Here is a 19,141-nt window from a genome sequence, read left to right as displayed (position 1 = left end):
GTCTGAAAGACACATCCATTAAAACAAGGATGGAAACTATACTTCATAATCTAATACTAAGCTATTATCCACCTGTCTGAAAGACACATCCATTAAAACAAGGATGGAAACGGAACCATAAGGCAACAATTGGTAAAAAATTACCGAACGTCTGAAAGACACATCCATTAAAACAAGGATGGAAACGCTCGGGGACATCCAACTGCTCCCCTTTTTTAGGTCTGAAAGACACATCCATTAAAACAAGGATGGAAACTCCTGAACATCCCTATATATTTTGAATTTGCTTGTCCCTCTGTGTCTGAAAGACACATCCATTAAAACAAGGATGGAAACCTCAAACCCCTATACCCCGCAGGGACGGAATACATAGTCTGAAAGACACATCCATTAAAACAAGGATGGAAACTTTTCCTTTAAAATAGGAATATTTCTATTTATCCAGTCTGAAAGACACATCCATTAAAACAAGGATGGAAACAAAAATTAGATAATAAAAAATATGGAGACATATTGTCTGAAAGACACATCCATTAAAACAAGGATGGAAACTATCATACTGCACATTATACTATATCATACATATTTAGTCTGAAAGACACATCCATTAAAACAAGGATGGAAACATCATATTCAATTAACAATAATTTATATTTAATGTATGGTCTGAAAGACACATCCATTAAAACAAGGATGGAAACGCATCTATATCACCTCTTTTTTTTTCTACCCGTATATAGTCTGAAAGACACATCCATTAAAACAAGGATGGAAACTACGGTCTTCATATACCCTATAATTTCCTTTACTGTCTGAAAGACACATCCATTAAAACAAGGATGGAAACCAATATACAGGGATGTCCATGATGGGAATCCCGTAATAGTCTGAAAGACACATCCATTAAAACAAGGATGGAAACCTCTTTTCCTCAGAGATTTTTCTTTTCTTTAGTTGGGTCTGAAAGACACATCCATTAAAACAAGGATGGAAACGCATCATTGTATTTGTATTTTATTCTATCATATTTGTCTGAAAGACACATCCATTAAAACAAGGATGGAAACATAGAATATAATACAATTTTAAATATTTTTATATAATGTCTGAAAGACACATCCATTAAAACAAGGATGGAAACAGACATGAATTTTTTTGTAATAGATTTAATTTTTGATTGTCTGAAAGACACATCCATTAAAACAAGGATGGAAACTTAATAAAATATTATAAAAAAATACAGTTGTTAGCAGGTCTGAAAGACACATCCATTAAAACAAGGATGGAAACTTAGCAAATTTAGAATTGTTTCTAACGATTGAAATATGTCTGAAAGACACATCCATTAAAACAAGGATGGAAACTTGGTAAGGATTTTAAATATTTTTCTTCTAAATTTTTCGTCTGAAAGACACATCCATTAAAACAAGGATGGAAACTATATTTTTTCAACTTGTGGTAATACGGGTTTTTCGTCTGAAAGACACATCTATTAAAACAAGGATGGAAACCTATTTATTTTACATGTTATATATTCATCTAGTATTGTCTGAAAGACACATCCATTAAAACAAGGATGGAAACATTCTGATTCATATTCTAATGATATATTATAAACAGCAGGTCTGAAAGACACATCCATTAAAACAAGGATGGAAACGGTAAAAATGTTTTTGTATTATATTTATCAAATCATGTCTGAAAGACACATCCATTAAAACAAGGATGGAAAATAAAATAAAAAAATAATATATTATACTCACATGAGCTCATGCAATATTTATATATTTTTTCAATTCAAAACTATAAATCATCATCTCTCAATGACACCACTGAGCCAAATCCTTTTGATACCTTACCCCCAATTCCAAACAGATTTGGAATATTAAAATTAACTTCAAATTTGCCGAAAAATCCAATAAATTTTGTTCTTTTATAATTGACTGGAACTTCATGATATTCCAATATATTCGCCTCTATTTTCTTATCAACGGTGTAATTTAAGTATTTGCTCATAGATAATAGATTTCCAATTATTATCTTTTCAAGTTTTTCTTTTCGTTCATTCTCATTTAATTTTTTATAACTTGAATAATTCTTTTCATTTAAGGCAATCCATGGTGCTATAAACTTATATTTTTTTAAATCATCACATACTCCAAATTCCTCAGATTTTACAGAAATATAGCCATCAATAACTTTATAAGTTTCATGATTTAATTCTAACTCTCTGAGCTCAAGCACTATGCCCCCTAAAATATTTGTTCCTTCATCCATGCCAATTATATAGGCATTACCTCCCATTATTTTGTACTGAATTTTAGGGTAAGAATATATAAATCCATTTCCGCTATGATTATGTAATATTTCATAACCGCACTTATCAAACTTATTTAATATATACCCCCTCAAATAAGGAGTTTGAGATTTTTTTAATGGTTTATCTGTTTTTAATTTACAATACATGGTTTTTAATTTCATATTTTCCCTCACAATATTAACATGTTATCTTCAACAACTTTAAACCCTGTTTCCATATCGTAATATGTTTCATCAATTACATTTATATCCTTATTTTCATCTATTAAAATATTTTTTCCCTCGATGGCATACTTAGGGACTGATATTGTATATTGATAAAACTTCTTTTTTATTTTTAAAAATTCATTCCTTCTTTTAAATGGGTCTTTTATACTTTTTATCCGCACATATTCATCATATACTTCCTCTGCATCATCTTCAACATTCACAAATAGATTTATTTGGGGTATTTCGTCAATTAATTTAAAATTTTTAGGTACATCATTATATTTGAACTTTTTAATAATTTCCAAGAGCTCCCTCGATGAATCATCATAACCTTTCAATTTTTCAAAATAACAATTGTTAATATTTAGGAGCTCCCTTTCTTCAATCTCATCATAATTTTTTAATAACTCCTCAGTCTTTGAAATGAGAGCTCCGTTATAAATATACCTACTGAATGGATGACCCTTGTCATTGGTTAGTTTGACTATGTTTATAACCCCCTTTTCTGTTCCTTCTCCGTGTCTGTTGCATCTCCCAGCAGTTTGATTTATTGAATCCAACGGTGCAATATCTCGATATACAATATCAACGCTTATATCTACTCCTGCTTCGATTAACTGGGTGGATACTATAATTTTTCGATTATTGCATTTACCGTCTTTATTTTTATTAATCTTCTCAATACGGTTTAAACGCTCCTTTGGGTATATATTGGTGGATAAGTAATAATATTCGGTATTTTCATAGTTATATCCCTTTAATAAGTCATAAACTTCTTTTGATGATTTTATGGTATTCAATACTATTAAAAAATCTTTATCTGGATTGTTGTTTATGTTCTCGTCCAATACATCTACAAATTCAGTTAAATCCATGGGCTCATTATGTATTTTCATCTTTATTCTATTTAAGTTTGAAAAATAATGTTCTTTATCGTCAAGAAGTTCTACGCATTTATTTTTATCAAAAATCATAGGTAATGTAGCTGTTGTAAGTATAAAATATATATTATACTCCTCTGCCAAAAATTTAAATATTTTATTGACTAAATGCCAGTATTTGTGAGGAATGGACTGTATTTCATCCAATACAATTATGCTGTTAGATAAACTATTAAACTTTTTTAAATCGCTGTTTTTATTTGAAAATATGCTGTAAAACAACTGCATAAATGTTGTTGTAATTATCTTGGAGCTCCATGTTTCTATTAAGTGAAGTGATTTGTTTTCATCCAATATATTTTCTTCCCCATTTTCTTCATGTCTATATACCACATCCGACAGATGATGATGTTTTAAAAGGATATTTGAAGGTGGATTTTTTAAAACTTCGTTTAAAACTTTGTAGTTTTGGTCAATAATACTTAAAAATGGAAGGCAGTATATTATTTTCATATCGATGTTTTTTTCAGTTTTTATCCGATTTGACAGTTTTAAGGCAAAATTAAAAATAGTAAGAGTCTTCCCAATTCCTGTTGGGGCATTTAATGTGTATATTTTCTGATTTAAATCTAAATTATGCACTTTATTTGAAATTTTATAAAATATTTCTGTTCTTAGATGGTCTATTGGTTTAGTTTTAGGTTTATTTTCAATATACTCAATAATATCAGTTGGGATTGTGTCTGAATTCGCTGGATAGTTGTTAGAAGTTTGTCTAAATATGGCATCCTCTTTATCTGATGATATTAATAGAGAAAATAAATATTGATATAAATAATACGCTTCAATTTTCATTTCATCGTTGGTTTCATATTTTAGTTCATCACAAAGATACTCCAATTCTTCAACTTCTGAAATGAGCTCCTCAAAATTACAATTCAATTTTGAGATATTATTTTCCTCTAAAATACAGTTTATAAAATTGAAATCTAATGATTTGAACTGCTTTTTTAAAATATTTTTATCCGATATATCTGCATCATGTATGAGCTCCGATAAACTGCTATGATGATTTTTTACACATAATGAAAATATTTGGTAGTATTTGTTATTTACCTCTTTTGCCTCTAAATAATCCTTTATAATATAGTTTGCTAAAATAAAAGATATTTCTGAATGTCTTTTTAATATCTTTTTTTCTATTTTCTCGTTTCTTATATATTTTTGAAAATAGGTTGTAGTCTTTCCAAAATCGTGAGACAAGCATATTATTTTTAAAATATCCTTGATTAGGTCATTATTAAAATATTTTAATTTTGGTGGATTGTATTTAGATAATGCTCTATTTTTTGTGTTTATAAGATGGTTTTTTAAAGGATAGTCAGGATTGGTATGAGATATAAGCTCCATATAGAGTCCCTCAATATCTAAATAAAGGTAATATTCTCATTTAATTCTGGAATATGATAATACTCTTTAACCTTGCAACTTATTGGCTCTCCATTTCGTTCGTAAAATATGTCTATATACTCCGTGGTTATTCTATTTTCATCCATTTCATTTGGTATTTTTGAAAATAAATACTCTCTATCCATTTCCAAATTAATATCATCATTTATTAAATTATCTCGCCTAATTACTGAGTTAATGGGCGTGTATTCATTGTCAGAAACTTTTTTCTCAACTTCAAATTCTCCCACATATCCAAAATTTGCTATGAGCTCCGATAGTCCCAACGATATAGTATATACTGTTTTATGCTGTTCCAACAAGTTCTTTAATTTTGAATATGATTCTTTATCCGTTAAATAAACATACAACCGATATTTTGGATTTTTAAGCATTTCAAATCGTATTTGTGTTCTGCCGTTTATTAGGTTAAAACCGGGTCCTTTTACCCTACCCTTTTTTGTATCAATTAGATTCAGGGCAATATTGGTTTTTTGTATAGGATTTTTTATTTTTAGGGCTATCTTTACAGTATCTTTATTTATATGCCTTAAATAATTCTCTTTGTCTAATCCTAAAAATGCTCCCAACATGCCATATATTGAAGTTTTTGGGGGAAAATCATAAGATAAAGGACTTGTAGTTGTATAGATTTTTTTAAAATGCCCATAATCCCCCCAAATATCGAAAACTATCATCTTCATATTTTCACCAAAAAGTGTGAAATAAATTAAAATAAAATAATATGGTGTGTGTTGAATATATTAAATATTAATTTCTTTAAACTCAATTTCATTGCCATCTACATTGAATTTAAACTCTTCGTCGTTGTAAGTTAGTTTTAATCTATCATCCCACACATATTCAACATTTTCAATTTTATCTTTATTTTTCAACAATATATCTATTAATTTTGTCATATCAATTTTATAGTCATCGGAGCTCCTAATTTCTTCATCATTAACATTGGATTTAAGTGCTAAACATTTATCCAAATCTCCAACATGGTAGTTGTTTTCCTTGTAATTCACTTTAATTAATAACCTTGGAGTTTGTCCCATCTTACTTCTGCTAATAAGGTTTTTTGTCCCATTCCATAGAGCATCAATAAGTTTGTTTATGTCTTCTGTTGATAGATTGGTGTGTTTTGCAGCATTTTCGTTTATTATTCCATAAAATGATATTAAAGAATATGGAACGACATATTCTTCCCTAAAAGTTTTTTGTCCTTTGTCTTTTCCAGATGCGAATGCCCCTGTTCCCTTTATGAACATCGGTTCTACTTTGTGAAGTGACCTTCCAAATCTAAACTGAACAGGTCCTGTAAGTGTGATGGAGCTCTTCTTGTTTTTATCTAACTCGATAGGAATTGTGCCTCCAAAAAGTCTAACATCTATACAACTGCTTAAAATGTTATTTCTCATTATTTCTTTCATTTCATTCAGTTTTAGTTTTGATTTATTAATTTTATTGTTATTTTCATCATAAAGGAAGTCCTCAGCTCTCAATTTTGCATCTTGAATATTACCTTCATTGTCTTCAATTTCCCTTACAAATATTTCCTCCCCTTTAAATTCATTTAAATAGTCCCTAATGGTTCTTTTTAATCTGACATCACTTACTAAATTTATTCCAGTAGATGGGTCAATCCTTGGCTTGTTATCATCTAATGGGTCCCCATTTGGATTTGCATATTGAACATCGTATAAAAATATTAATTCACTTCTATTTATGCCGTTTGATTCAGGTTTATTACTCATCATCCTCACCCTTGTTATTTTTATTATTTTTTAAGTTGTCAAAGACGGAGCTCATGGCGAGTCCCAATGAAAATATATATGATATTTCGTTGTTTGATAAATTCCAATTATCACCAGATGTTATAAATCTGCGTGCAGTTTCTTCTTTTAAGCGGGAATAATAATTTATATTATCCTCCTGCCCATATTCCATTAACTTTTGAGTTGCCTCTTTGAATATACTTTCAATTTTGGATTTATCCAATTTTAAACCATGAAGTTTTGCTAAAAATGGCTTTGATTGTCGTTTTTGATATTGAAGTCTTAGTAGTTTATCAACTAAAACGCCAGTTAAGAACACAGCCTTTTTATCCTCACTGTTAAAAAAATCTTTATAATCTTCAAAAAACTTATCTATTTCGCCATAATCATATATGGATTTTTCTGTGATGATTTCACCCCTTGATTTTAGGTTATTACTTAGTAAATTTGTGTTAATTAGGAAGTAGATAATCATGAGAGATTTATAAGCGGATAAAGAAATAGATTCACTGGTTTTAAATTCTCGCCGTATTTTTGAGATAAATTGGTTAATTAGATAGTGGTAATCGATTTTTTTATTTGAAAATATGTTATTCATCAGTTTTAAAAATACTTCGTTATCATTATCGACAAATTCTTTAATATATCCAAATAAAAACTTCAATTCTTCCAAATCCTCGTTGTTTTTAAATATTGAAGCAAAATACTTGCGTTGATTTTTATTTAATTTTTTTAAATTATTTTTATTTATTTTATAGTTTTTAAATAGTGGAATGTTCTCAGTTTTTTCCATGGCATTGTATAATACACTAAATCTTGAAGGAAGAACATCCTCAATCATTTGAAGAACTTTGAAATCATTACCTTCATTAAAAAACATAAATGTAGTGTAGCAGTAAATATCACTATTTTTTAGAAATCTCAGCAAAAGTTTTTCTCTTTTAGAATAATCTCTGTTTTTTACATTTTTTACTAAATCATTATAACTATTTAGGATTCGCTCCATGTCTTTGTCAAATAATACCTTTGGAATCATATAAAATTCTGTTCCGTAAAATTTACCTCTTAAATTTTCGTCCAAATATTTTTTCCCCTCTTCAACAGCTAATGCACATTTTAAACATATTGGAAAGGTCTTCCAAGCATTATTTGGATTAAATCCACTTACATTTCCAATTTTATCGATTGAATAAAATTTAAATCGTCCAAATACTCCATATACTTCTTCATTTTCTTTATTACATATAGAGCATATTCCCGAACCTTTTGAGATTATATTCCCTGTTGTCATATAATAATAATCCATAGTGGCTTTATGTATGAAGTAATTTATAAATTCCTCAATATCTCCTACAAAATACTCATTTTCACCGTCTTTAAATGTTATGGTGAGTATTGTGCCGTCTTTTCCCTTTTTATTTAGGATATCTTTTAAAATTTTATCCTCATTATCTTTTAAGGATTTTTCCAATTTTTTAAGAAAGTTTGAGTTTTTATATTTTTCGTATTTTCTGGTTTTAGATACTGCTCTGATTATTTTCTTTTTTAAGGTTCTCTCAGTATCCCCTGCAATTTTTGAAGTTGGTGAAAAATCAGCATCGTTAGCCCCTCTTGATTTTTTATACATTAGTTTTAATAAATGCTTGGTTTTATCAAATTCATCAGGATATACTCCCAAATATTCCAATGTATTGTAATCAAAGGTTATTTTCAATATATTTTTATACTTTCCATTTACATTGGGATTCTCAATCAATATAGACATTGGATTGTTTAAATCCTTTCCTTCATTTTTTATTATATAATTCCCAAGTTGAGCTACACTGGATAACATACTCCCCTCCATTAATACCCTAAATAAACTAAACATTAACTTATAAATATGGTGGTAATCATATTCTATTTAATGCTATATATAAATTTTTTGTTATATTTTTTTCTAATTTCTATTTCAAAAATAAAAGATAAAATTGGGAGAATATGGATTTACTTTTAAAAACTAATGGATTTTTCATATCTAAAAAAGAAGATAGATTCCATGTAGAATTGAAAAATGATGGTAAAACCGTAAAAACAGACATACCTGCAATCAAAGTAGAAAGAATAATCCTTTCAAACAATGGAACAATTACTACGGGGGCTATAACCCTTGCCATTGAAAACAATATTCCAATAATATTTTTAAAATGGGAAGAACCAACAGGTATGGTCTGGCATTGTAGAATTGGAAAAACTGCTAAAACTCGAAGAAGTCAGTTAAAATTCAGCGAATCCATTGAAGGCATAAGGTTTGCATCCAATTGGATTAAAAGAAAAATGAAAAATCAAATGGATTATCTAAAAGATTTAAAAAAGAATCATGGCAATAAGGGTGATTTCGACACAATAATAAAAAACATTGATAACTGTATGGAGGAGCTCACCCAATACACAAACAATATCGATGATAAACTACCTCATAGAGAAATAAAAGATACGATAATTGGAATAGAAGGAATTGCCTCAAAATACTACTTTGAAGGTATAAATTATGCCCTTCCTAAGAAATATAAATTCAAAGAAAGAAGTAGAAGACCTGCAAAGGATAGGTTCAATGCCTTTCTAAATTATGGATATGGAATGCTCTATCCAATGGTTGAAAAATGCCTTATTGTTGCAGGTTTAGACCCATATGTTGGGTTTATACATGCCGATAACTACAATAAAACAACACTGGTTTATGATGTAATTGAAATGTATAGAGCTCACATAGATAGAGGGGTTGTGAATTTTATAAACTCTAAAAAAGTTAAGGATAATCATTTTGATACTTTGGAAAACGGAATTTCATTATCTGATGATGGGAAGGGGGAATTTGCACTATATATAAAAGATAATGTATTTGGAAAGGAGTTTTATTTTAAGAATAAAAAATATTTATTGCCTGATTTTATACAGAAGGAATGTTATGAGATTACTAAATCAATAAGGGGGAAATTATGATTTATGTGATTTATGACATTAGCGACAATAAAATAAGGAAAAAATATCGGATAAATGCTTAAATTATGGACTTTATAGGATTCAGAAGTCAGTTTTTGCAGGAAGTTTAAATAACAATAGGGTGGATGAGCTCAGGGTTTTTTGTGAAAATATTCTTAAAAATGGTGGTGAGAACGATAAAATATACATTATACCGGTATGCAAAAAATGTTTTGGAAGTTTGATATGTATTGGGGAAGAATTTGATAAGGATTTAATCACAGATAATAAAAATACGCTGGTGCTTTAAATGAGCAGTGAAGAGATGATAACAGTTTCCGATGTTGTGGAGTATATGTATTGTCCTAGATTTGTTTATTTTGAGAGAGTTTTAGGCATTCCACAATATGAAGAAAAAAGGGAAAAAGTTATTATTGGAAGGAATATCCATGAACTAAGGGAGAAAATAAACAAAGGATATATTAGAAAAAGTATAAATGCAAAATCAAAATATATTGATGTTTATTTATCATCTAAAAAGTATAGAATTGTTGGAGTAGTGGATGAGATTGTAGAGCTCGGAGATGGTAGCTATTCACCACTTGATTATAAGTTTGCCGAGTTTAAGAATAAGTTATTTAAAACTCATAAGTATCAGTCAGTGCTGTATGGGTTATTAATTAAGGATAATTTTGATGTGGATGTTAAAAAGGGCTATGTGGTTTATGTTAGAAGTGGAAATTTAGTTAAGGAAATAGAATTTAAGAAAAAAGATTTTGATGATGCAGTTGCATTTGTCGATTTGATATTTGATATAATTGAAAATGAAGAATTTCCTGATAATATTAAGGTAAATAAAAGAAAATGTGTTGATTGTTGTTATAGGAATGTGTGCTGTAAATAATTAATATTTTTAACTTATTCCGCAAGAAGTCCCTTTCAGTCTTAAAAATCAAAGATTTTTAAAATCACCAACAAAGTTGGTGAGCTACAAAATGCGAAGCATTTTGTTTAATCTCCTCGCTTCGCGAAGATAAGGTATTAAAAAATCCTTTGGATTTTAGCTAGCAAATAAAGATTTGCGATGAGGGAGTCCATTTTAAGACGGAGGGGAGTAATTCACTCAGAGTTATACTTTATATAAAGGTAATCTCTGGGCTAAAATCTCCTATGAGTAGGAAGGTTTGCCCGAAGGCGAGGGCTACGAAAACCTTTCGGTTTTCATTTAACCCCTCCCTTACGGGAGGGGTAATTCACTAAGGACACATATGTAATAAAAGCACCAGCAGATATTGTATCCCCTAAACCAACAGTAGATTTTGGATTTTTAACCAATCTTGATGGCACCATGGCAATTTTATAATCTTTATATCTATCGCTATTTTTTAAATTTACCAATATTGAATTTAACAACTTGGCATGGGTATTGTAAGGAATACACAAACCTTCTTTTAAATCTTCAATCTTTGATATGTCTCCAAGTTTGGCTTTTGTAGATGCAAGGACAGTAGCCAACTCTAAGGTTTTTTTGAGTTCCTTATCATTTAATGGATTATCCTTTCTACACATGCATACTATATAATACATGGTATGAGTTTGCACGAGTTCTAAATTAGGATATTCATCCAATAATATTTTTGAAGCCTCAATAACATCTTCAATCATGCTATTTTTTATTATACTATTACTTAGATTATCATATCCAAGTATATGGATAATATTTGCAATTTCTGTATCATCCATGCCCAAACAATTAACATTTGGTATTATTCTTTCTGCAATTTTTTTTCTGAGATTTTTACTTTGGATAGATGCAAATTCTAGGTGAATTTTTATATCCATGTTTTTCTGTTTTAAAAGTTTTATATCTTCCTCCGCCTTTTTAAAATAATATTCATCAGTTTTTCCATCGCTGTATTTCTCCTTTATTCCCTGGTATCCTGAAAGTATTGCACAATCCACAACTTCTCCTATTTCGGGCAATTTCTTTTTTAATTCTCCCTTTATTTCAAACCTCAATGCATCTGGTCTTGAAGCTACAATAAATCTATTAGCCTGTGGTGTAATTATCTTTTCATCTCCAAGTTTAAATTCAATACCTTTAATATATTCAAAAATTCTGTTTATTTTTAGAGGGTCTTCTTTTCGGTATGATTCGATAGGTTTTTTTAGAACTAAATTTCCTTTTATAACAGATGGATAAAGTAAATTTTCTTTATTTACAAACATTTCTGCCTGTTTCTTTGATAGTATTGGAGTATATGCCACCACTCTTTTTAAATTCAAAATTGATAAAAGATTTGATATAATTCCAACCTGTCCCCCCATTCTTTCCTCATCATATTTTAGCTCATCAAACCATATATTTAATAGTTTATCCTCTGAAACAGGGACTTCTGCTGGTTTTCCAGTTTTCATAGAATAAACCAACCTTGCTATAAAATCTACCGGACTGTTTATTTTTCTTGGATATAGTTTAATTGTTTTTATAATTTCCCCTTCATCAAACAAGTCAATGAGCTTCTGTACCTCCTTACCATCTTTAAAGTATTTTATAGCATCTACATTAACATTGTATGCTAAAAAAACGCTTATATTTGAAAAATTATCGATATATTTGAGGCATTCTTTGTAGTGCCCTACATAACTATTCCCATTATCCATATATTTCACCAATATAAGATATAAAGACATAATAAAAGAAATAAAAAATAAGAAAAATTATAAAATTCACATTTCACATTTCAATTATATATCTATTATTTAATGATTTAAATCCAGTTAATTCTTCAATGGATTTTCCCATTAGCAATTCACGGGTTATTTTTTTTCCATCTTCAACCGCAGGTTGGTCGAACGCATTTATTTCAAGAAGCTCGCCCATAAATGCAGTTTGCATTTCATACATAAATATCAATTTTCCAAGGGTGTATTCGTTTAATTCATCCAATATAATAGAAACATTTGGAACTCCCTTTGAGGTTAAAGCTGCTTCACTACCTTCCTGCTCTGCATTTATGAGCTCCGATAATGTGTGGTTGTTTAAATAATTCGAATCTTTAATATACAAATCCTGTTTAAAATTATTTACCTTTAAAAATGTAATGATTTTATCTCTTGGACCATCCAAATATAGTTGCAGTTGAGAATGCTGGTCTTTTGCACCAACAGACACAATGGGGGTTTGTCCCTTCCCATCCTTTCCAAGACTTTCTGCCCATAACTGTCTATACCACATACCAAATTTATGCAATCTTTCAATATAAGGCATAAGAACAGAGATAGTTTTTCCATTATTGTTATATAGTATGTAATGAATCGCTGCATTCATAAGAGCAGGATTTTTAAAAATATCGTCATTTTTACATAACTTATCCATTTCCCTTGCACCCTTCATCAGCATTTCTATATCTATGTCCATACATGATAGGGGAGCCAGTCCCACAGCAGATAAAACAGAAAATCTTCCTCCTACATTTTTAGGAACATCAAAAAGCATATAATTTTCATTTTTTGCAATATTTCTTAATGTTCCGTCATTTGCTATTGCAACTATATTTTTATTGTAATTTTTAACATTATTTTTCAATAGGTTTCTGATTATATAAAAGTTTGCAAGTGTTTCAGAGGTATTTCCAGACTTACTTATTACAAATATAAGAGTTTTATTCAAATCCACTAAATTGATAATATCGGATGTTTTTTCCGGGTCTGAATTATCCAAAAAATAAACCTTTTTATTACTGTATTCATTGTAATAAACTCCTTTGATGCCTTCATACACCATCTGAGTCCCTAAAATAGAACCGCCCATTCCAATAACTATGATATATTCAAAATCTTTTGAATGTTCCATTAATTCATAATATTTGTTTAAATCATCGTAAATTATATCCATATATCCCAGTTGTTTATTGCTGTATTTTTCTAGTAGTTTATTGTATGATGCCTCTATTTTATTTGATATATTCTTGATATCTGTTAGAGATAATCCATTGTTGCCTACGGTCTCTACTATGGTATTTGTGTATTTAAACAAACATTTACCTTTCATTTTTCCCCTCTTCTCATTTAAATTACAATTTAATTTATTTTTTTAAATTATATAAAAATATATATTTAATAATTTTTATGAGAATGATAATAATATAATGTTATAAAATATTATAACTTTTTTAAATTATTTTAAAAAATGCTTATAAATTGCCCCTCCATAAATACCCTTATATTTATTTATACTTTCATTATTTTGCCAGCTTAAATTTTTATGGGTATGATTGTAACAATTTTTCATCAATGTTGTCAATGGGCTATCTTTTTCATAAGGGCTTTCTGGGCAATTTATATGTCTATAATTTATATATAAGCATATTTCTTTTAACCTATAAAATGTCCAGTTCAAAGCGTGCTCTACTCCCCATTTTAAACCACATTTATCATAATTTTTAAACAATACTCCTGTTGCTTTGTTGAAATTTGGATTGGTTAATGGGTCTGGGTTTAATGATATAATGGTGTCTCTTAATCCTCCAACTTCCCTTGCTATCACGGGTGTGCAGTATGCCATGGATTCCATTTGAGTTAAACCACATGGTTCCCAAACTGATGGCACAATTGTCCAATCACTTCCTGCATATATAATGGATGTTAATGGAGGACAATAACCCACCAACGAAATAACCTTTTCACTGTAACTCTCAGCTAAATCTTTCATACCATCTTCTATGTGTTTTTCACCTTTTGAAAGCATAACAAATTTTAAATCATGCTCATTGAATAATTCAGGAAACGCTTCAAATATTATATCAAACCCTTTTTGATATGTTGCCCGTGCGACAAATCCTATTAATGGAGTAGTCATATCCTTGCATTTTATATCCCCATAAATTTCAACATCTGTCCCAGATATCTTACTTTTATCCATATTATTCCAGTCTTCAATATAATTTTTTAAATTTTCAGGGTTGTAAAACCATCCATATTTTATCTTTGGTTTTATGGTGTTGGCATCATTCATGCTGTAATTTGAGGTAAAGGCATATTTTCTGGGATCTAATTCACCATTGGTCAAAGATAGCATTCTTTTTATAATATTGGCTGAGTTAAATACTTCAAAATCTATACCATTCAGTATCCCGTGGAAGGGTTTTATATTACTTTGTTCCCTTATAAACTCAATAGATTTTATTTCTTCTGCATGAGTTGGACTTACGGTGTTAAAAGCATCGCTAAAATAAATTCCCAAATCCAAAAAGGACATTACTAATCCTTTATATTCTTTTATTGGTCCTTTAAATGCCTCGTTGTGTATTGTAATGGTGGTTGGTAAATCCAGTTTTTCATGGCATTTTGCTATTGCAAGACCACAAGGCCAATCATGACCTGAAACACAATCTACATTGTCAAATTTGTCCAGATACGCCACAACCAAATCCGCAAATAATTCATATTTTAATGGATCCCATGTGTCTAATTTATTGAAGTTTTTATTACTGAATGCAATTATATCTACACCAGTAAGGGGGTGTTTTGTTTTTATAACTTCAAATTTAAAATTTGTTCCTTGATATTTTATATCCAATGTAGTTATTTTTTCATGAAGGAAATTTGAGATTTTATTGTGATGGTCGTAGGTTATAACTACCACTTCATTTCCCCTGCATTTTAAAAATTTTGGTAAATCCTGCATTACATCTCCTAAACCCCCAACAGATGTTAAAGGTGCTATGGTTGGTGTTAATATTGCCACTTTCAAAAATATCACCTACAATTTTATTAAATGGCATTGCAATATAATGTTATTAGTTATATATTGAAGTGTAATGATATAAAAATATATCGCTATACCTCACGAATACTTAAAATTTAATAATATTTTTATATAATATAGGAATAATAAAAAAATATTAAAAAATAAAAAAATTAAAAACTTTTTAGTGATAGTATGAAAATAGCCATGATAACTTGGGAATATCCACCAATTATGGTAGGAGGATTGTCAGTTCATTGTAAGGGTCTTGCTGAGGCACTTGTTAGGGCAGGCCATAGTGTCGATGTAATTACTGTGGGATATAATTTACCAGAATATGAAAACATAAATGGGGTAAATATATACCGTGTAAAACCAATTGGACATAGTCATTTTCTAACATGGGCTAATTTCATGGCACATTTTATGGAAAAAAAATTAGGTTCATTGGGTGTAAATAACTACGATGTAATACATTGCCATGATTGGATGACCCATTTTGTGGGCAGCAGTATAAAACATCTTTTTAACAAACCATATATCCACTCCATTCATAGCACAGAAAAGGGAAGATGCGGTGGGATTTATTCAGAAGATTCAAGGGCTATAAATGATATAGAATGGTGGAGCACCTATGAATCCCATGCAGTTATTACAGTTAGTAATTCAATAAAGGAAGAGATATGCTCAATGTTCAATACCCCTTGGGATAAAGTGAATGTTATATATAATGGAATAAACCCTGGGGAGTTTGATATACCAATGAGCGATAATGAAAAAAATGAGTTTAAAACTCATATTGGAGTTCAGCCCCATGAAAAAATGATATTGTTTGTTGGAAGATTGGTATATCAAAAAGGGGTGGAATATTTAATAAGGGCAACTCCTAAGATTTTAGAACAGCACCCTGATTCAAAGATAGTAATAGCAGGTTCAGGAGATATGAGGGGATATTTAGAAAATTTGGCATTCCAACTTGGATGTAGGGATAAAATAATATTTTTGGGATTTGTTGGGGGAGATATGTTGAAAAAACTTTTTAAATCTGCTGATATAACTGTAATTCCGTCAGTTTATGAACCATTTGGGATTGTAGCACTTGAATCTATGGCAGCGGGAACTCCTGTGGTTGCAAGTGGAGTTGGGGGTTTAAAGGAAATTATAAAGCATGAGTATAATGGAGTTATTGCATATCCAAAAAATCCAGATTCTATTGCATGGGGTGTTAATAGGATTCTTTCAGATTGGGGATTTAGAGAATGGATTGTAAATAATGCAAAACACGATGTATATACAAAATACAGTTGGGATAGCATAGCAAACAACACACTTGAAGTATATAATAGAGTGATAGATTCCATATATAAATAAAAATATATATTAATAAATATATAATAAATTAAATAACGGCAATGAGGTGGGTATATGAAAGATATGTGGTTAAAGATAGGAGAAGCTGCTGGTAAAATTTATCATTTGTTGGAAGAGGATGAAAAAAATATTACAAAATTAAAAGAATCTCTTAAAAGTGAAGGTTATAATGAAACTATTGTTATTATGGCAATAGGCTGGCTTGCAAGGGAGGATAAGGTAAATATAATAAAAGATGGAAGAAAGTGGATAATAAGATTAAAATAAAATCTATATTTTATCTAAATTTGTTATTATATTAATTATTATAGTTTCATTGATATCCTTATTATTTTTTTAAATTTTTGAAGTGATAAATATGGTAGGAATTGTAGGTAATGGAAAATCTCTTGCGAAATTAGATGATATGGGCTCTATTGAATATATATTTTTTCCACATTTGGGCTTTGAAAAACATATATTTGACTCTGCATTTGCAATATATTGCGATGATGAACTAAAATGGCATTGGGATTATTCGTGGAATATAAATCAGGGGTATTTAAAAGACGCGAATATTTTAAAAACCACATATGAAGATGAAAAGTTTTTAGTATATTCTATGGATTATATAGCCATATCTCACGACATTTTAACTAAAAAGATATCCATTACAAATAAAACGGAAGAAAAAAAGTGTTTAAAATTATTTTTTTATGAAAATTTAAGGATGGGGGAATATCCAAAAGAAAACACTTTAAAATTTTTAAAGAATGATAACTGTTTAATCAAATACGATGAAAAATATGTCTGTTGTATAGGGAGCAGTAAAAATGTATCCTCATATCAATGTGGATTAAGGTCCTCTGAAAGTAGTGCATATAACGACATTGAAAATGGTATTTTGAAGGAAAGAGATACTGCCAAAGGATTAATTACAGATAGTGCGTTATGTTGGGAGATTGAATTAAATCCATTTCAAAAAATAGATATCCCAATATACATAATTATGAAAGAATACAAAAATTACCACAGTATCATGGATATAATAAATATATTAAAAATAGCTGTTAAAAATAGTAAGGATATATATAACCTTTCTTTGAGGTATTGGAAAAATCTCATTCAAGATACAGTTATCAATTTACCTATAATGAATACGGATGATGAGGATAGATTAAATAGAGAGAAATATATGGATATTTGCAAAAGATCTTTACTTACAATATTCATGCTATGCAATTACGAAGGTGGCATAATAGCTTCACCATCATTATATCCTGATTATAGATATGTGTGGAACAGGGATGCAAGTTATATGTCTGTGGCATTGGATTTATGTGGGTTATCTCCTATAAGTGAAAAATACTTTAATTGGTGCAAAAAAACCCAAAATAGTGATGGTTCATGGCTTCAAAATTATTACATTGATGGAAGACCTAGATTAACTGCAATGCAAAATGATCAAGTGGGCACTACAATTTGGGCAACTCTGGTTCATTATAGAATTACCAACAACAATCTATTCTTAAAAAGACATTGGAATATGATTAAAAATGCTGCAAATTATTTAGTTAATACTGTGGAACCATTATCTCCATGTTATGACTTGTGGGAAGAAAAATATGGAGTATTTTCATATACCCTTGGAGCTATATATGGTGGCTTAAAATCTGCCTGCGATATTGCAGATATTTTGGAAAAGGAATGTGATTACAAACTAACTATGGAGGATAGAAAATACTTTGGGAAGTGGGTTTCTGCAATAAATTTGTTAAAAGATAATGTCAATAATCTATATTTAAAAGAAGAAAATAGGTTTGCAAAATCCATAAATCCACTGGATAAAACAATCGATACAAGTATATTGGGATTAAGTTTTCCCTATGATTTAGTTCCAGCAGACGACCCAAGAATGATATTTACGGCATTACAAATTGAAAATGCATTTAACTATAAAATTGGGGGGATTGGGCGATATCCCGAAGATGTATATTTTGGAGGAAATCCTTGGATAATAACGACATTATGGTTATATATGTATTACAAGAGGCTTATTAAATTATTATCATCAAAGGAAGGATTAAAAGAATTAAATTATAAAAATATAAAATTATCAACAAATAAAAATGATGAAAATGGAAAATCTATTCAATCTATTATCCATCAATGCATAAATGAGGATATACCTCTTACGGAGGACATTAAAAAAAATATTATTGAACATTGTATTAAAAAATGCGATGAATTGTTTAATTGGGCATTAAAGCACCAATATAACGGCCTATATCCAGAACAAATTCATAGAGATATTGAAGTTCCTCTATCTGCAATTCCTCTTGGGTGGTCTCATGCCGCTGTTATAATGGCAATTCATAGTAGTAATCACGATATATTAATTCCATAACATAAATGGAACATTTATATTTTAAAAATAAAAG

General features: G+C 29.5%; 14 protein-coding genes and 1 CRISPR repeat array. Of the genes, 6 read left to right on the top strand and 8 right to left on the bottom strand.

From position 1 onward, the window contains the following. Nucleotide 1: 1 nt before the first annotated feature. A CRISPR array of direct repeats spans nucleotides 2-1,733; the repeat unit is 36 nt; unit sequence TCTGAAAGACACATCCATTAAAACAAGGATGGAAAC. Nucleotides 1,734-1,803: 70 nt separating this feature from the next. Genes F7B34_RS01970 through F7B34_RS01950 form a run of 5 tightly spaced genes read right to left on the bottom strand, consistent with a single transcriptional unit; the run spans nucleotide 1,804 to nucleotide 8,474 of the window. Beyond that, nucleotides 1,804-2,481, bottom strand: coding sequence for a CRISPR-associated endonuclease Cas6 (locus F7B34_RS01970; RefSeq protein WP_292459933.1), 678 nt, complete (start codon nucleotides 2,479-2,481; stop codon nucleotides 1,804-1,806). An 8-nt stretch (nucleotides 2,482-2,489) separates the two neighbouring features. Beyond that, on the bottom strand, nucleotides 2,490-4,820 hold the full coding sequence (gene cas3 / locus F7B34_RS01965) for a CRISPR-associated helicase Cas3' (protein ID WP_292459932.1): 2,331 nt from the start codon (nucleotides 4,818-4,820) through the stop codon (nucleotides 2,490-2,492). A 17-nt stretch (nucleotides 4,821-4,837) separates the two neighbouring features. Continuing rightward, nucleotides 4,838-5,563, bottom strand: coding sequence for a type I-B CRISPR-associated protein Cas5b (cas5b, locus tag F7B34_RS01960; protein ID WP_292459931.1), 726 nt, complete (start codon nucleotides 5,561-5,563; stop codon nucleotides 4,838-4,840). 60 nt (nucleotides 5,564-5,623) lie between these two features. After that, nucleotides 5,624-6,619 carry a type I-B CRISPR-associated protein Cas7/Csh2 gene (gene cas7b, locus F7B34_RS01955; RefSeq protein ID WP_292459929.1) on the bottom strand — a complete coding sequence of 332 codons (996 nt, stop codon included), beginning with the start codon at nucleotides 6,617-6,619 and terminating at the stop codon, nucleotides 5,624-5,626. Then, the gene (locus F7B34_RS01950; RefSeq protein ID WP_292459927.1) at nucleotides 6,612-8,474 is read right to left on the bottom strand and encodes a TIGR02556 family CRISPR-associated protein; all 1,863 of its coding nucleotides are present in this window, start codon (nucleotides 8,472-8,474) and stop codon (nucleotides 6,612-6,614) included. Before F7B34_RS01950 ends, cas7b begins: the two co-directional genes overlap by 8 nt. A 146-nt stretch (nucleotides 8,475-8,620) precedes the next feature. Here F7B34_RS01950 and cas1 point away from each other — a divergent pair, with 146 nt between their 5' ends. From cas1 to cas4, 3 genes are read left to right on the top strand one after another with little or no spacing between them, the layout of a single operon-like run. Next, nucleotides 8,621-9,622: a CRISPR-associated endonuclease Cas1 gene (gene cas1 / locus F7B34_RS01945; protein WP_292459925.1), complete on the top strand. Its 1,002-nt coding sequence runs from the start codon at nucleotides 8,621-8,623 to the stop codon at nucleotides 9,620-9,622. 43 nt (nucleotides 9,623-9,665) lie between these two features. Continuing rightward, nucleotides 9,666-9,911, top strand: coding sequence for a CRISPR-associated endonuclease Cas2 (gene cas2, locus F7B34_RS01940; RefSeq protein ID WP_367116331.1), 246 nt, complete (start codon nucleotides 9,666-9,668; stop codon nucleotides 9,909-9,911). After that, on the top strand, nucleotides 9,912-10,505 hold the full coding sequence (gene cas4, locus F7B34_RS01935) for a CRISPR-associated protein Cas4 (protein WP_292459923.1): 594 nt from the start codon (nucleotides 9,912-9,914) through the stop codon (nucleotides 10,503-10,505). Nucleotides 10,506-10,822: 317 nt separating this feature from the next. Here cas4 and pfkC read toward each other — a convergent pair whose 3' ends face one another. The 3 genes from pfkC to F7B34_RS01920 form a co-directional block, all read right to left on the bottom strand. Beyond that, on the bottom strand, nucleotides 10,823-12,265 hold the full coding sequence (pfkC, locus tag F7B34_RS01930) for an ADP-specific phosphofructokinase (protein ID WP_292459921.1): 1,443 nt from the start codon (nucleotides 12,263-12,265) through the stop codon (nucleotides 10,823-10,825). 73 nt (nucleotides 12,266-12,338) lie between these two features. Then, entirely contained in the window at nucleotides 12,339-13,655 is a 1,317-nt protein-coding gene (gene pgi, locus F7B34_RS01925; protein WP_292459919.1) for a glucose-6-phosphate isomerase, read from the bottom strand. 126 nt (nucleotides 13,656-13,781) lie between these two features. After that, the gene (locus F7B34_RS01920) at nucleotides 13,782-15,356 is read right to left on the bottom strand and encodes a glycogen synthase (protein WP_292459917.1); all 1,575 of its coding nucleotides are present in this window, start codon (nucleotides 15,354-15,356) and stop codon (nucleotides 13,782-13,784) included. Between the two features lie 189 nt (nucleotides 15,357-15,545). On the opposite strand from F7B34_RS01920, the gene F7B34_RS01915 reads away from it, so the two are divergent. From F7B34_RS01915 to F7B34_RS01905, 3 genes are all read left to right on the top strand, one after another. Beyond that, complete coding sequence (locus tag F7B34_RS01915) at nucleotides 15,546-16,721, top strand: glycosyltransferase family 4 protein (RefSeq protein WP_292459914.1); 1,176 nt, start codon at nucleotides 15,546-15,548, stop codon at nucleotides 16,719-16,721. A 54-nt stretch (nucleotides 16,722-16,775) separates the two neighbouring features. After that, nucleotides 16,776-16,988 carry a winged helix-turn-helix domain-containing protein gene (locus F7B34_RS01910; protein WP_292459913.1) on the top strand — a complete coding sequence of 71 codons (213 nt, stop codon included), beginning with the start codon at nucleotides 16,776-16,778 and terminating at the stop codon, nucleotides 16,986-16,988. A 91-nt stretch (nucleotides 16,989-17,079) separates the two neighbouring features. Beyond that, a complete protein-coding gene (locus F7B34_RS01905) occupies nucleotides 17,080-19,107 on the top strand; it encodes a glycoside hydrolase family 15 protein (RefSeq protein ID WP_292459912.1) in 2,028 nt (675 codons plus the stop codon). Nucleotides 19,108-19,141 lie beyond the last annotated feature (34 nt).

Source organism: Methanothermococcus sp., from assembly GCF_015523155.1.
Lineage (GTDB): Archaea > AGJL01 > Methanococci > Methanococcales > Methanococcaceae > Methanofervidicoccus.
Note: the sequence above shows the minus strand (reverse complement) of the source record. Positions and strands in the feature narration are given on the sequence as shown.

Excerpts from the sequence above, each read along its gene's own strand:
- F7B34_RS01970 (WP_292459933.1), bottom strand. The coding sequence starts at position 2,481 with ATGAAATTAAAAACCATGTATTGTAAATTAAAAACAGATAAACCATTA.
- cas3 (WP_292459932.1), bottom strand. The coding sequence starts at position 4,820 with ATGGAGCTTATATCTCATACCAATCCTGACTATCCTTTAAAAAACCAT.
- cas5b (WP_292459931.1), bottom strand. The coding sequence starts at position 5,563 with ATGAAGATGATAGTTTTCGATATTTGGGGGGATTATGGGCATTTTAAA.
- cas7b (WP_292459929.1), bottom strand. The coding sequence starts at position 6,619 with ATGAGTAATAAACCTGAATCAAACGGCATAAATAGAAGTGAATTAATA.
- F7B34_RS01950 (WP_292459927.1), bottom strand. The coding sequence starts at position 8,474 with ATGTTATCCAGTGTAGCTCAACTTGGGAATTATATAATAAAAAATGAA.
- cas1 (WP_292459925.1), top strand. The coding sequence starts at position 8,621 with ATGGATTTACTTTTAAAAACTAATGGATTTTTCATATCTAAAAAAGAA.
- cas4 (WP_292459923.1), top strand. The coding sequence starts at position 9,912 with ATGAGCAGTGAAGAGATGATAACAGTTTCCGATGTTGTGGAGTATATG.
- pfkC (WP_292459921.1), bottom strand. The coding sequence starts at position 12,265 with ATGGATAATGGGAATAGTTATGTAGGGCACTACAAAGAATGCCTCAAA.
- pgi (WP_292459919.1), bottom strand. The coding sequence starts at position 13,655 with ATGAAAGGTAAATGTTTGTTTAAATACACAAATACCATAGTAGAGACC.
- F7B34_RS01915 (WP_292459914.1), top strand. The coding sequence starts at position 15,546 with ATGAAAATAGCCATGATAACTTGGGAATATCCACCAATTATGGTAGGA.
- F7B34_RS01910 (WP_292459913.1), top strand. The coding sequence starts at position 16,776 with ATGAAAGATATGTGGTTAAAGATAGGAGAAGCTGCTGGTAAAATTTAT.
- F7B34_RS01905 (WP_292459912.1), top strand. The coding sequence starts at position 17,080 with ATGGTAGGAATTGTAGGTAATGGAAAATCTCTTGCGAAATTAGATGAT.